13 protein-coding genes are annotated in these 13,132 nt (G+C 72.5%); 3 read left to right on the top strand and 10 right to left on the bottom strand.

Features of this window, described 5'->3' with window-relative positions:
* Positions 1-89: 89 nt before the first annotated feature.
* The 6 genes from ACFY2K_RS23400 to ACFY2K_RS23375 all read right to left on the bottom strand — a co-directional run bounded on the left by ACFY2K_RS23400 (position 90) and on the right by ACFY2K_RS23375 (position 6,243).
* Entirely contained in the window at positions 90-770 is a 681-nt protein-coding gene (locus ACFY2K_RS23400) for a DUF6445 family protein (RefSeq protein WP_380587683.1), read from the bottom strand.
* Between the two features lie 138 nt (positions 771-908).
* A complete protein-coding gene (locus ACFY2K_RS23395) occupies positions 909-1,919 on the bottom strand; it encodes a hypothetical protein (protein ID WP_387713707.1) in 1,011 nt (336 codons plus the stop codon).
* Positions 1,916-2,860: an ABC transporter ATP-binding protein gene (locus ACFY2K_RS23390; protein WP_387713704.1), complete on the bottom strand. Its 945-nt coding sequence runs from the start codon at positions 2,858-2,860 to the stop codon at positions 1,916-1,918. The genes ACFY2K_RS23395 and ACFY2K_RS23390 overlap by 4 nt, the downstream gene beginning before the upstream one ends.
* A 173-nt stretch (positions 2,861-3,033) precedes the next feature.
* Positions 3,034-3,441 carry a GntR family transcriptional regulator gene (locus tag ACFY2K_RS23385; protein ID WP_380587675.1) on the bottom strand — a complete coding sequence of 136 codons (408 nt, stop codon included), beginning with the start codon at positions 3,439-3,441 and terminating at the stop codon, positions 3,034-3,036.
* A 116-nt stretch (positions 3,442-3,557) separates the two neighbouring features.
* Entirely contained in the window at positions 3,558-4,553 is a 996-nt protein-coding gene (locus tag ACFY2K_RS23380) for a phosphotransferase family protein (RefSeq protein WP_387713701.1), read from the bottom strand.
* 142 nt (positions 4,554-4,695) lie between these two features.
* On the bottom strand, positions 4,696-6,243 hold the full coding sequence (locus ACFY2K_RS23375; protein WP_387713698.1) for a DUF2079 domain-containing protein: 1,548 nt from the start codon (positions 6,241-6,243) through the stop codon (positions 4,696-4,698).
* Between the two features lie 434 nt (positions 6,244-6,677).
* On the opposite strand from ACFY2K_RS23375, the gene ACFY2K_RS23370 reads away from it, so the two are divergent.
* Positions 6,678-7,127, top strand: a complete 450-nt coding sequence (locus ACFY2K_RS23370) for a hypothetical protein (RefSeq protein WP_380525575.1) — start codon at positions 6,678-6,680, stop codon at positions 7,125-7,127.
* 247 nt (positions 7,128-7,374) lie between these two features.
* Here the strand turns inward: ACFY2K_RS23370 and ACFY2K_RS23365 are convergent, their stop codons facing one another.
* Complete coding sequence (locus tag ACFY2K_RS23365) at positions 7,375-8,241, bottom strand: AraC family transcriptional regulator (RefSeq protein WP_387713695.1); 867 nt, start codon at positions 8,239-8,241, stop codon at positions 7,375-7,377.
* A 108-nt stretch (positions 8,242-8,349) separates the two neighbouring features.
* Between ACFY2K_RS23365 and ACFY2K_RS23360 the strand changes: the two genes are divergently transcribed.
* Entirely contained in the window at positions 8,350-9,120 is a 771-nt protein-coding gene (locus ACFY2K_RS23360) for an alpha/beta fold hydrolase (RefSeq protein WP_387713693.1), read from the top strand.
* A 15-nt stretch (positions 9,121-9,135) separates the two neighbouring features.
* On the opposite strand, the gene ACFY2K_RS23355 is transcribed toward ACFY2K_RS23360, so the two are convergent.
* The 3 genes from ACFY2K_RS23355 to ACFY2K_RS23345 all read right to left on the bottom strand — a co-directional run bounded on the left by ACFY2K_RS23355 (position 9,136) and on the right by ACFY2K_RS23345 (position 11,545).
* Positions 9,136-9,582: a nitroreductase family deazaflavin-dependent oxidoreductase gene (locus ACFY2K_RS23355; RefSeq protein WP_387713690.1), complete on the bottom strand. Its 447-nt coding sequence runs from the start codon at positions 9,580-9,582 to the stop codon at positions 9,136-9,138.
* 86 nt (positions 9,583-9,668) lie between these two features.
* Positions 9,669-10,736 (bottom strand): hypothetical protein, encoded by a 1,068-nt coding sequence (locus tag ACFY2K_RS23350; RefSeq protein ID WP_387713687.1) that lies wholly within the window; start codon positions 10,734-10,736, stop codon positions 9,669-9,671.
* Positions 10,737-10,855: 119 nt separating this feature from the next.
* Complete coding sequence (locus ACFY2K_RS23345) at positions 10,856-11,545, bottom strand: TetR/AcrR family transcriptional regulator (protein WP_387713684.1); 690 nt, start codon at positions 11,543-11,545, stop codon at positions 10,856-10,858.
* Between the two features lie 128 nt (positions 11,546-11,673).
* On the opposite strand from ACFY2K_RS23345, the gene ACFY2K_RS23340 reads away from it, so the two are divergent.
* Positions 11,674-13,122, top strand: a complete 1,449-nt coding sequence (locus tag ACFY2K_RS23340; RefSeq protein ID WP_387713682.1) for an MDR family MFS transporter — start codon at positions 11,674-11,676, stop codon at positions 13,120-13,122.
* Positions 13,123-13,132: the final 10 nt, after the last annotated feature.

Genomic DNA, 13,132 nt, shown 5'->3' with positions numbered 1-13,132 from the left:
GCGGGCGCCGCTCGAACCGGTCCGCGGGGTCCCGGCCCGGCGTGGTCAGCCGGTCGGGCCAGCCATCAGGCCAGCCATCAGGCCATCCGTCAGGCCATCCAGAAGAACACGGCGGTCATCCGGCGGTCCGCCAGCTCCGCGCCGTAGTAGTCGGTGGCGCTGTGGATCAGGTTGGCGTGATAGAGGAGCAGTTGGTTGTAGCGGTTGGGGACCCGGACGTCCTCGGTGAAGTGGTCGGCGGGGACGTGCCGGGTGCCGAGCGCCTCGACCAGGTTGTTGTGCGGGGCGTTGACCAGGTTGCCCCCGAGGCGGCCGCCGGGGAACTGCTGGCGGTAGAAGCTGGTGCCGGCGTCCTTGGGGGCGCCGGGGCTCAGGTAGAGCACGGCGGCGTAGCGGCAGAGCGCGCGGGAGTCGGTGTGCGGGCGGGACTCCGACTCCCCGGCGCCGACGACCTGGACGCAGTTGTGGTTGAGCGTGCCGCCGCCGGGGGTGCTCTGCACCCAGAGCCGGGAGGCGCCGGTGGCCTTGCGGACCTGGGCCTCGACCCGGGCCAGCTCGTCCGGTTCCAGGCCGGGCATGGTGCGCAGGCCGGGCCAGGTCTCGGGGCGGTACGGGTAGCCCTCGGTCCAGTCGCCGCGGGCCAGGACGCGCTCGCGGACGGCGTCCGGGTCGGGCAGGACGTTGTCCAGGACCCAGTAGTCCCGGCCGCGGGTGGGCTTGCGGTAGGGGAGGACCGGCAGGGCGGTCGGCCTGATGGGCTGTGAGGGCATGGGCCGACCATAGGGGCGCCGGTCGTCAACTATCTGCCGTGAACAGGTCAACCTTTCGTCAAGTGCGCCGCAGGTGGGGAGGGGGGTGATGCCCGGCGCCGGGCGCTGTCGGAGTGGTGTCGCCGGGCTGCGGGAGGGCTACCGGCGGACGAGGCGGAAGGCGGCCGCCAGGGCGAGGGCGGTGAGCACCAACAGGATTCCGGCCTCGACGAGTTGGACCGGGACGAGGTGGGAGGAGGGGTGGTAGCTCAGCCAGGTGCCGGTGGCCCCGTCGCACCGGTGCGTCTCGATGCACGCGACGGAGTCGACCCGGCTGCCGTCGGGCAGGACGGTCTTCGTGTCGACCAGCCACGCGTTGGTGGGCTGCATGGCCCGGAGGGGGGCCACGACGTCGACGGTGGGGTAGAAGGACGGGCGCGCCCAGCGGACCAGGCCGTGGGTCACCGCGACCAGGGCGCCGGTGAGGAACATCGCGGGCAGCGTCCGGCGCAGCACCTGGCCGACCAGGACGCCCAGGGCCAGCGCGAACAGGGACCAGGCGACCGGTGCGATGCCGAGGGCCGGGTAGGTGAAGAACTGGAACGGCGGGTCGAAGGCCACCGGACCGTGCACGATGTCCGTCCACCACACCCAGGTCATCAGCGAGGCGAGCACGCCGGTGACGGCCAGCACCGCGAGTCCCGGCACCGCGAGGCGGGCGGCCAGCCAGCGCACAGGACCGACGGACTGGGCACGGATCAGGCGGATCGTGCCGCGCTCGTGCTCCTGGGCCAGCAGCGGAGCGCCGACGAACACGCCGATCAACAGCGGGACGGCGGTGACCACCGGCTGGAGCACGGAGGCGAACCAGAAGTTCGGTCGGTTGATCGGCGAGAGGAGGATCCAGCACTTGTTGCTGTCCCAGCTCTCGGGGCTGTAGCAGCCCGTCCGCCGCAGCGCGCCCGTGATGTGCTGGGCGACGACGTGGATCCACAGGAGGTCGGCCGCCAGCAGGACCAGCAGTGCCGCCAGGACCCAGAGCAGAAGCCGATTCTGACGCCACGTCAGCCAGAGCAGGCCGCGCAGTCGGGGGGTTCCGGACCGGTCCGGGGTGGCGGACCCGGGGGCGGGAGCGGGCTTCGCGGGGTCGGTCAGGACGTCCGTGCTCATGCTGCCTTCTCGTCGTTCGCCGGGGCGGTGCCGGTGGTGTCCGGGGCGGGCTCGGCAGGTGCGGGCCTGGTCGGGGTCGGTTCGGCCGGGGCGCGGAGGTAGCCGAGCAGCAGCTCGTCCAGGCTGGGCCGTTCGGTCTCCCAGGGACCGTCCAGTGGCTCGCCGGTGCGCACCAGTGCGGTCAGCCGGCGGCCGGCGGACCGCTGCTCGACCACCAGGCCGGGCGGGAGGTCGGCGCCGTCGGCGGGGCCGGTGAGCAGCTGGTGCCCCGCGAGGATGTCGTCCAGGTCGCCGGAGAGCCGGATCCGTCCGCGCTGGACCAGCAGCAGGTGGTCGATCACGCCGTCCAGCTCCGGGAGGATGTGCGAGGACACCACGATGGTCGTGCCGCGCTCGGCGGCGGCCGACATCAGGGTGCCCATGAGCTGGTGCCGGGCGAGCGGGTCGAGGTCGGCCATCGGCTCGTCGAGCAGCAGCAGGTCGGGGCGCTTGCCGAGGGCGAGCGCCAGCGAGACCCGGGTGCGCTGGCCGCCGGACAGCGAGCCGATCCGGGCCCTGAGGCGCAACTCGCCCTGGTCGACGATCTGTTCGACGGTCTCCTCGTCCCAGACCGGATTGAGCTCGCGGCCCATCCGGAGGGTCTCGGCCACGGTGAGTCCCGGGTAGAGCGGCTTGTCCTGTGCCACGTAGGCGACCCGGGCGCGTTCCTCGCGGGTGTCGGCGGTCGTGCCGAACACTCGCAACTCACCCTCGGTGGGAATGAGTTGGCGGGCGGCGAGGGAGAGCAGGGTGCTCTTGCCCGCGCCGTTGGGGCCGACCACCCCGCAGATCCGTCCGGTCGGGACGGTGAAGTCGCAGGCGTTCAGGGCCCATTCACCCCGGTACCGCCTGCCCAGCCCGACGGCCTCCAACGCCGGAGTCACGGTTGTCGGGTCGTTCACCCGGTCCCCCCACTGTTCTCGGTTCGGTGCTGCCGGGCGGCCCGGCGTACGGCTGTGGTGTGTGGCTGTTCGGTGCGGCCGGCCGGCCGGCCGCCCGTTTCCGGTGCCCGTTTCCGGTGTCCGGTTCGGGCGTGCATGTCGGGCGTGCTGTCCGGCGTGTGGTCCGGCGCGGGTCAGTTCGGTGGCGTCGGCGGAACCCCGGCGTCGAAGCGTTGCTCCAGCGCGGACGCCATCAGTGCGGCGATGTCCTCGCGTTCCAGCCCGGCCTCGCGGGCCCGGTCCACCCAGCTGACGAGGTCCGCGCGAAGCGGTCCGTCCGCCGCCGCCTCCGGCCGGGCGAGCGAACGCCGGACGAAGGTGCCGAGCCCCGGGCGGGGCTCGACCAGTCCCTCGCGTTCGAGTTCGCGGTAGGCCTTGAGCACGGTGTTGGGGTTGATGGCGGTCAGTTCGACCACCTCGCGGGCGGTCGGCAGCTTGTCCCCGGGCTCCAGCATCCCCAGTCGCAGGGCCTGCTTGGTCTGCTGCACGATCTGCTGGTACGTGGAGACCCCGCTGCGCCGATCGATGCGGTACTCGATCACACCCGTTGCGGCCTTTCACTAGTTCAATAGTGGAATGGTGGACCACGGTGGCCCGCGGGTCAAGCCGGGGCGGGGGTACGTCCGTGCGGGACCGTCGGGCCCCGGACCGCCTCGGCTCAGCCCAACGCGGCCATCAGGGCGGTGACGTAGGCGTCCAGCCGTTCCTCCACGGCTCGCGTCGTCAGTTCCGCCCTCCCCACATCCCGCCATGCCCGCGCCACCGGCCGCACTTCCTCCGAGCAGGCGAGGGGGTCCCGTACCTGCCAGTACAGTCGTTCGCTCGCGGCCGCGGCCAGCACCCCGCCGGCCTCCTCGTACGCCTCGGTGAACCGCTGCCCCCAGGCCGCGCCGTGCAGCAGCGCGAGATTGGTGGAGCAGTGCGCCACATCGAGGTCCGCCGGACCCCAGGAGGCGGCGGCCCAGTCGACGACGCCGGTGATCCGCGCACCTGCTGTGCTTGCGGGCGGCGCGTCGACGGGCACGTTGGACGGGGTGTCGGACGGCACGTGGAACAGCACGTTGCCGGGTTGGAAGTCCCGGTGCAGGAACCGCCCTTCGTAGCGCGGCGCGGGCCTGCGGATCACGTCGATCGCCGCGGCCCATGCCGCCGCGTCGGCGCCCTTCGGCACCACGACGGTGTCGGCGGTCGTCAACGCCTCGTACTCCCGGGGCCGCTCGGAGGGTCGCACGGCGTGGATCGCCACGAGCTGCCGGGCCAGCAGCGGGACGCGCGTCTCCAGTCCCTCGTCCTCAAGGACCGTTCGGCCCGCCAGATGTGTCATGAGGAGCGACGGGTACTCGCAGTACGCGGCGGTCGGATCGACCGCGACCAGTCCGGGAGCCGTCACACCGGTCCCCACCAGCAGTGTCAGGGCGCCGGCCTCCCTGCGCAGCCAGTCCTCGGCGCGCTCCACGGAGAACGGGTCGACGAACGACCGCAGCACCAGATCGCGGGTGCCCCCGTCCCGGGTGGCGACGGTCAGCCTCCGGACGTCGGCGGTGATGCCGCCGTGCAGCACTTCGGTACCGACGATCCGTTCGCCCGCCGCCAGTTGCCGGTGAACCCAGGCGAGTGTCAACGGGCTGACAGCTTGGACGTCATGGTGGTTCATCACGGGTCCACCTCATCATCCGGACGGTAGCGGGCAAGGGCTTTCAGCGGCATGACGGCACCTTTCCATGGACCATCGTGATGCTGACCGACCGACCGCCCGACCGACCGACCGACCCGCGGGCGAGCGGGCGGCGGGTCGCTCAGGGGTGTTTGAGGAGCAGCAGGCCGTCCCGGTCGATCAGTCGGTGGTAGCCCTGGCTCTGGTAGGCGGCCAGCATGCGGGCGGTGGCGGCGGTGGCGCACGGGGACTGCACGCTCGGATCGCGCAGGTCGACGGCCACCCAGTCCGGGCCGGGGCCGACCGGGTCCTGGCACACCAGGGTGACCTCCGCCCGGCCGGTGAGCTGGGCGGCGAGCCGGTTGGAGGCGGCGACGGTGGTGTCGTCGGGTATCAGGCGGAGCATCGCCCGGGTCTCGGTGAGCCGGGGTGAGGTGCTCCAGGCCTCGGGCATCACCACCTCGTGCAGCGGGTAGAGCGGCAGCGTCACGACCGTCACCAGGGCGGTCACGGCGAGGGCGCGCCGGACCGGGCGGGGGGTGGCGGGTGCCGGGCCCGTGTCCGTGCCGGTGGCACGGTCGCTGGCGTGGGCGCGCTGGACGGCGTCGACCAGGGCGGCGAACGCGATCGGCATCAGTACCGCGCTGTAGTGGTAACTGACGCCCCAGTAGTGCGGGTTGGTCGAGAGCAGCCGCCAGGCCAGGGTGGGTGCGCAGAGCAGGGCGAGCGGTGAGCGCAGGCCGAGGAAGCCGGTGGTCGCGGCCAGCAGGAACAGCAGCAGCCACTTGATCGGCGGCCAGCAGAGGCGGAGCGGGAGCGTCCAGAGCGGGGCCGCCTGCCCGCCGCCGGCGTCCAGTTGCTGCCAGTAGTCGAAGCCCCCGTTGGGGTTGAACGCGGGCAGGACGACGAGCAGGGTGAGGGCGGTCGCGGCGACACCGATGAGGGCGAGGGCGAGTCCGGGCAGCGGAGTGCGTCGGTCCTGCCGGGCCTGGTGGGCGATCAGCAGGCCGACGGCGGCCACCGTCAGCCCCAGGTCCTCCTTCACCAGCAGCAGCGGCAGTGACCAGAGTGCGGCGGCGCGTGGTCGGCGCCGGCCGAGCGCGGTGGCGGCGAAGGCGAGCAGCGGGACGGCGAACGCGATCTCGTGGAAGTCGTCCGCCGCGGCCCGGACGATCCCCCAGGAGGCCCCGGTGGCGCAGCCGACCAGCAGCGCCACCCGAGGCCCGGCCACCTGGTGCGCCCAGCGGGTGAGCGGGACGACGGCCAGCGCCATCAGCAGGGCCTGGGCGACCACCAGGGTGAGCGGGCTCGGGAACGCGCGGTAGGCGGGGGCGAGGACGGCGAGCAGCGGGTGGAAGTGATCGCCCAGGAGGTCGTAGCCGGGGGCCTTGAGCGGCACGATCGGCGCCTGGCCGTCGGCGTACGCCCGGACGGCCTGCTCGAAGATCCCCAGGTCGTAGGCCTTGGTGAGGCCTCGCCGGTGGCGGTTGACGCCGACGCAGGTGTAGAGCGCGGCGAAGACGGCGGCCAGGCCCCAGGCCAGGACGGCGGGGTGGTGGGGGAGCCGGACAACGTGCAGGAGGCGGGTGGGGCGAAGGCGTTGGCGCGGGCGGGGCGGGCTCTGCAGGCCCGGTGGGCTCGATGGGCTCGATGGGCTCGATGGGTCGAGCGGGGCGAAGGCGACGGGCATCGAGAAAGTACCCTTTCACTATTCGATTAGTGGAAGGGTGGTGGAAGGGCGCACAGGCGTCAACTCCCGGTCCGGCAGCGCCGACCGGGCCTTCGTGCTGCCCGGAGGCGCCCGGCGGAGGCGCCCGGCGGGGGTGTCAGGCGGGGTGTCAGGCGGGGGTGTCAGGCGGTCGGCGGCGGGAGGAGTCGGTCCAGGCGCAGGGCTGAGGAACCTGGGGCCCTGGGGGTCGGGAGGGGGCCTTGGGAGAGCTGGAACGGGCCTACCGGCACTGCCGGTTGGGGAGTTCGGGCGGGCGAGGCGACTGTTACATGACAGTGACGTTCCGCACACAACCGGTGGCGCCGGGTGGGACGTCCTCCTTGATGACAGCACCCGATCGCACCGACCGTGCTTCGGGTCGAACGACCACCTCCCCTGAAAGGGGTCCACCAGTGATCGTCTCCAAGCGGAACTCCCTGCGCCTGGCCGCCGTCGTCACCCTGGGCGCGCTGCTCGTCGGAACGGCGGGCACCGCCATGGCGGCCACGCCGGCCCTCCCCGCGACCGCGACCGCGGTTGTCGTCTCCACCTCCGCCTCCGACGCCGCGCCGGCGTCCGCCGCCGTGTCCGCGTCCGCCTCCATCACCGCCAAGTCGTCGGTCAGTTCGGTGAACGCCTGGGAGCTGTTCCGGGTCACCGGCACCACCAGCGGCCTCAAGGCCGGCAGCACGGTCACCCTCCAGCAGAAGCAGCACGGCAAGTGGGTCTCCCTGCCCGCCTCCGTGCAGACCAACCGCAACGGCGCCTACTCGCTCGGCGTCAAGCTCGGCATCAAGGGCCTGAACGAGCTGCGCATCGTCAGTGGGAACACCGCCTCGCCCGTGTTCACCGTGACCGTGCGCTGACCCGCACTGGCCAACCTTCCCCACCGGAGGACGTGTTGACGGCCCGGGCCTTCCGCCCCGAGTCGGCCGGTTCTGCGGTGGCAGGTGTGAGTGGATGACGCGCGGGGCGGGGGCAGCCCGCCCGTACGGCGCGTTGTCGGCGGCCCGTTGCGTGCAACTTCCTTGCGCGCGGCGGGCCGTCGTCATGCATCGATCTGATGGTTCGTCAATTTGTCGTGTGGAGCGGTGGGCCCGACCTCGGCTCGGGTCAGTGACCGGACCGGTAGCGGCCCGGGGTCGTGCCGACGAGGTCGGTGAACGCGGCGATGAAGCCGCTCGGGTTGGCCCAGCCGCAGGCATGGGCGGTGTGGGTGATGTCGTGGCCCTCGGCGAGGAGGACGAGCGCGTGGTGCACGCGCAGCTGCGTCCGCCACTCGTAGAAGGTCATGCCGAGTTCGTCGCGCAGCAGCCGGCTCAGGGTGCGGGAGCTGGCGCCGACCTGTCGGCCGAGCCCGGCCAGCGTGGTGGCGTCGGCCGGCGTTCCGGACAGGATCTGCTCGACCGCCCGCAGCCGGTCGTCGCGCGGGTGCGGCAGGTGCAGGGGTTCTTCGTCCGCCTCGCGCAGTTCCTCGACCAGGACCCGCAGCAGGCGCTGACGCGCGGCGCGTCCGTAACCGGGCACCGCTCCGCCCTCGATGCCGCCCTCTTCGTCCTTGCCGTTGTCCCCGGCTTGGCCTCCGCTGTGGCCCCCGCTTCGGCTTCCGTCACCGCGTGGGCCGGTCAGGGCGAGCAGGACCTCCCGCGCCAGACCGGAGACGCAGAACACCGCTGGACGCCCGGGCACCAGCGTGGCCAGGGAGGGCGGCAGGAAGACGATCCGCATGTCCGTGTCCCCGTGGGCGCGGTGGCGGTGGGCGAATCCGGCCGGCGTCCAGGCGACCCGGTTGGCCGGGACGATCGACGTCCCGCCCTCGGTGTGCAGCACCAACACGCCGCTGGCTGCGTACACCAGATGCCCGCGCGCGTGCACCCGTTCCTCGCTGCTGCCACCGGAAGACCACAGGTGGCGACCGCCGGAGGGCCAGGTCAGGGACGTGGCGCCGGCTTCCGGGCGGGCTTGGCGGGGAACGGGCATCGATTGGCACTCTACCGGTAGCACGCCATGACGCGCCCCGACCAGACTTCTGGTCGTGAGCGGTGGCCTCCGGTGCCACGGCCGAGCAGTGTGAGAAGGAGAAGTCCCATGGCGACGTTCGTTCTGGTCCCCGGTGGTTGGCACGGCGCCTGGGCGTTCGAGGCGGTGGTTCCGCTGCTGGAGCGGGCCGGTCACGGCGTCCACGCCCTGACCCTGACCGGCCTGCACCCCCACGACGATCCCGCCGCGATCGCCGCCGCCAACCTGGACACCCATGCCGCCGACGTGCTCCGCCTGCTGGAGCGGGCCGACCTGGAGGACGTCACGCTGGTCGGTCACAGCTACGGCGGAATGGTGATCACGGCTGCCGCTGACCGCGCCGACGGCCGGGTCTCCCGCCTGGTGTACCTGGACGCCTGCGTGCCGCGCGACGGCGACTCCTGCTGGTCCCTCATGAACGAGGGCTACCGGCAGTCGTTCGTCGCCGGTGCCGCCGTCACCGGCTACGCCGTCCGCCCCCCGTGGCGGCCGGACGGCGAGCCGCGTCGCCGCCCGCACCCGCTCGCCGCCTTCCTGCAGACGGTCCACCTGACGGGCGCCCACGCGGCGGTCCCCCGCCGCGAGTTCGTCTACTGCTCGGCGTGGGAGGACCGTACGCCCTTCGCCGGGCAGCGCAGCCGGCTGCTCGCCGACCCGGGCTGGACCGTCCACGACCTGCCGACCGGCCACAACGCGATGCGCGAGGCCCCGGGGGCGGTCGCCGCGCTCCTGCTCGACGGCGCGGACGCACCGGCAGGGCCGGACGCACCCGCCGGGCCGGGCGGGCTCGGGGGAGGGATCGTCCCGGCCGCGGTCCGGATGGCGCGGTCGGGCGTGTGACGCGGCCTCGGCGGTCTAGCCCTGCGCGGGTTCCAGTACGAAGACGGGGATCTCGCGGTCGGTCTTCTCCTGGTACTCGGCGTACGGCGGGTACGCGGCGACCGCGCGTTCCCACCACTCGGCCTTCTCGGCCCCCGTGACCTCACGGGCCGTCATGTCCTGCCGCACGGCGCCGTCCTGGAGCTCCACGTGCGGGTCCGAGGTGACGTTGAAGTACCAGACCGGGTGGTGCGGGGAGCCGCCCTTCGAGGCCACGGCCGCGTACCGACCCTCGTGTTCCACGCGCATCAGGGGGGTCTTGCGGATCTTGCCGCTCTTCGCGCCGCGCGTCGTGAGGATGATGACGGGCAGGCCCGTCTCCCAGAGCGTCGTCCCCTGTGTGCCGCCCGAACTCTCGTACAACTCGACCTGATCGCGTACCCACTGTGCCGGACTCGGCTCGTACTCGCCCTCAAGAGGCATCGCATTCACCCCATCGTCACGTCGCTGAATGTGGTCGGCGAAGCATATCGGGTGCCGTCCGGCCGGTGGCCGCACTCGTGCGGGTGTCAGGCCGGGGGCCGCTGCAGCCAGTCCGCTTCGACGGTCCAGAACATCTGGCGTGCACCGAGGTAGTCGTGTGCGAAGTCCGTGAACCGTTCGCGGGTGTACGGCTTTCCGGTCCTGGGGTCCTTGGCGTTGATGTCGGGTTCCTGGACGGCCATCGCGACGAGGGGGAGGGAGTTCCGGTATTCGTGGAGGAACTTGTAGGAGTTCTCCATCTGGTACGGCCGGTCCGGCAGGGTGTCCGGGCCGCCGATGCCGATCCTCTTCTCCCTGGCGAGGTCGAACATCTCCTTCATGCGCTTGTGGTCGTCGTCGTCCGGAAGGAAGTTGACGTACTGGATGAACTGCGTCCTGGTGAAGACCTTCCTGCCGTAGCGCATGTTGTCGATCTCGGCATCGATGTAGGACGCCGAGGTGTAGCCGGTCCGGTCGTTCTCGGTGTCCACCTCGACGGCGGTCTCCGGAAGGTTCACCCCGGCGAGCCTGCCGTCGAACTTCTCCGCCATCGCCTTGAGCATGGCCTGGAAGTCCGCTCGCACCTCCGTGTTCCACTGTGCGGCCATGGCCCCGTGGGTGGTCGGGTTGTCGGGGTTCTCGTCGACCGTCGGGGTGACGCCGCCCTCGTCCTTCACGTACTGGGGGAGGTTGGCGTCCTGCACGGCCACGTCGAAGAACCGGTCCTGGATCTGGACGAACAACTTCTTGTGGCGTTGCTGGAGGTAGTCCAGCGCGCTCTCCAGTCGTGACCACTTGTACTCCCCCTTCCTTCCCTCCAGGGCCTTCCAGGGGGCTACCACCTGGACGCCGCCGATGTCCGCACGGTCGATCAGGGCCTTGACCTTCGGGTCCGCGCCGGACGTGGCGTCCTCGAAGGCGCCGAGCGACATGTACAGGTTGTCCGTCACCTTGCCGTGGTCGTGGCTGTGGGGCGCGGTGCTGGCGGCGGTGGTGGCGGCCTTGCCGGGGTCGGGAGTTGTGGAGCCCTCGCCGGGGGCGGCCGCCCCGAGGGTGGCCGTCAGGGTCACGGCCGTGAGGACCACGGCTCCGAATGCACTGTGTGGCGTCGTCATGAACGCGACGCTAGGGGGACGTTCTAAGGGAAGGATAAGAGCGTCCGTCATCTCCGCTGCCGGTGCTCAGCGCTGCCGGGGCCGATGACCCGTCGCAGCTCTGGCCGTCCTCTCCCGGCTCACCCCCGCTTCTCCGCGGCGCTCCCGCCGACCTGGCCCTCCCGCGTCTCGCGGACGGCGTACGAGCCGAGGGTGCCCTCCAGTCGGTCAAAGGCCCGGACGGCCGAGGGGCGGACGGCGGCGGCGATGGCGGCGTGGTCCTCGCCGGCCAGTGTGCGGCGGAAGACCTCGGCGAGCACGGCCCGGTCGACGGCGGCGAGCAGGGCGGCGGCGACCCGGCTCTCGAAGTCGACGGGTATGGCGTGCACGGCCTCGGCGAGCGCCTCGGCGAGTGCGGTCTCGCTCAGTTCGTGCAGTTCGCGCAGTCGTGCGCCGAGGGCGGGGCTCTCAGCGACGGTCCGGGCGAAGTCCGGGCCGGAGAAGCCGAGTCGGGGGTCGTGGCGGTCGAGCCCGGCCAGGCAGTCGCGGCGCAGCGCGGAGAGGGCGGACTCGCCGGGGGCGCGCTCGGCGACGGTCCGGGCGAGCCGGCCGGCGAGCTCCTCGTGCAGGTCGAAGAAGAGGTCCTCCTTGCGCGGGAAGTGGTTGGTGACAGTCATCTTGGCGACCCCGGCCGCGGTCGCCACCTCGGCGATGGTCGTGCGGTCGAAGCCGCGCTCGATGAAGAGCCTGGTCGCGGCGTGCGAGATCGCCTCGCGGGTGCGGCGCTTGTTGAGCTCGCGGAGGTTCGGGGCGGTCCCGGTGTCGGTCATGGCGGTGAGCCTAGCGCAGTTCGCTGGGTCCGTCACAGTAATTAGGCTTGACCTAATGGATGGGTCCGTCCTAAGTTCTTCCTCGGGCGGCCGGAGCGGCTGCCGAGGAACGAGCCTGGGGAGGGCGCATGACCGTCTCGGTCGCGAGGAAGAGCGGGTTGGGGGCGGCCCGGTCGACGAGGCCGGAGCCGTTGCCGCCGGGCCTGATGAGGACGGGGGTGGTGCTCGCGCTGGGCCCGGTCCTGGCGCTGCTGGACACCACGATCGTGAACGTCGGCATCGATGCCGTCACCCGTGAGCTGCACAGCTCGGTGGCGGCGGTGCAGTGGGTGGCGACGGGCTACCTGCTGGCGATATCGCTGACCATGCCGCTCTCGGGCTGGGCCGCCAGCCGGTTCGGCGCCCGCCGGGCCTGGCTGGCCTCGGTGGTGCTGTTCGTGCTCGGGTCCGCACTGTGCGGCCTCGCCTGGTCGACGGGGAGCCTGATCGCCTTCCGGGTGCTGCAGGGCGTCGGCGGTGGGATGATCCAGCCGCTCGGGCAGGCGATCATGGTGCAGGCGGCCGGGCCGTCCCGGATCGGCCGGGTGATGGGCACGCTGCTGCTTCCGATCAGTCTCGCCCCAGTCCTGGGGCCGATCCTCGGCGGGTTGGTGCTGGAGCAGCTGGACTGGCGCTGGATGTTCCTGCTCAACGTGCCGGTCGGGCTGGTGACAGTGCTGCTGGCGGCCCGGTGGCTCCCGGCCGCGGAGCGGTCCGAACTCCCGGCGCCCAGGCTGGACGTGACGGGCCTGGCGCTGCTGTCGCCCGGTCTGGCCGCCCTGGTCTACGGGCTCGCCACGATCGGCGGGGGCGGCGCGGCCGGCCGGGTGGCGGCCGCGGCGGGGGCGGTGCTGCTGGTGGCCTACGGGTGGCACGCGCTGCGGGTCGGGCGCGGTGCGGGCCGGGCCCCGCTGATCGACCTGCGGCTGTTCGCCCGGCGGGGCTTCGCGGTGGCGACGGCGAACAGCTTCCTGCAAGGGGCCGTGCTGTACAGCTCGATGTTCCTGGTGCCGCTCTACTACCAGCAGGTGGAGCACACCGGCGCCGTCGCGGCCGGGCTGCTGCTCGCGCCGCAGGCGCTCGGCACGGCGGTCACCTCGCTGCTCTCCGGCCGAATAGCCGACCGGGTCGCGCCGCGCCCGCTGATCCTGCTCGGCATCGGCTGCTCGCTGCTCGGCACCCTCGCCTTCACCCAGCTGGGGCGTGGCTCCGGCCTGGCGGACTGGCTGGTCGTCGGCTCGCTGGCGCTGCGCGGGGTGGGCATGGGCATCACCGTGATCCCCGGCATGGCGGCGGTGTACGGGAGCGTCGACAAGGCCCAGGTGCCCGCTGCCGCCGGCGCGGTGAACGTGCTCAACCGGCTCGGCGGAGCGCTCGGTACGGCGGTGCTGACGCTGGTCCTCCAGCGCGCACAGGCGGGGCAGCCGGGCCTTCCCGGCGCGGCCTTCGGCACGACCTTCTGGTGGGTGCTGGCCCTGTCCGCGCTCTCGATCGCGCCGGCCCTGCTCTACCCGGGCGCCGCCCGCAGGGCGGCCTGACCGAAGATCA

This window comes from Kitasatospora sp. NPDC001309, assembly GCF_042896295.1.
Taxonomy (GTDB): Bacteria; Actinomycetota; Actinomycetes; order Streptomycetales; family Streptomycetaceae; genus Kitasatospora.
The sequence above is the reverse complement of the archived record's forward strand: the minus strand, read 5'-3'. Positions and strand labels throughout refer to the sequence as shown.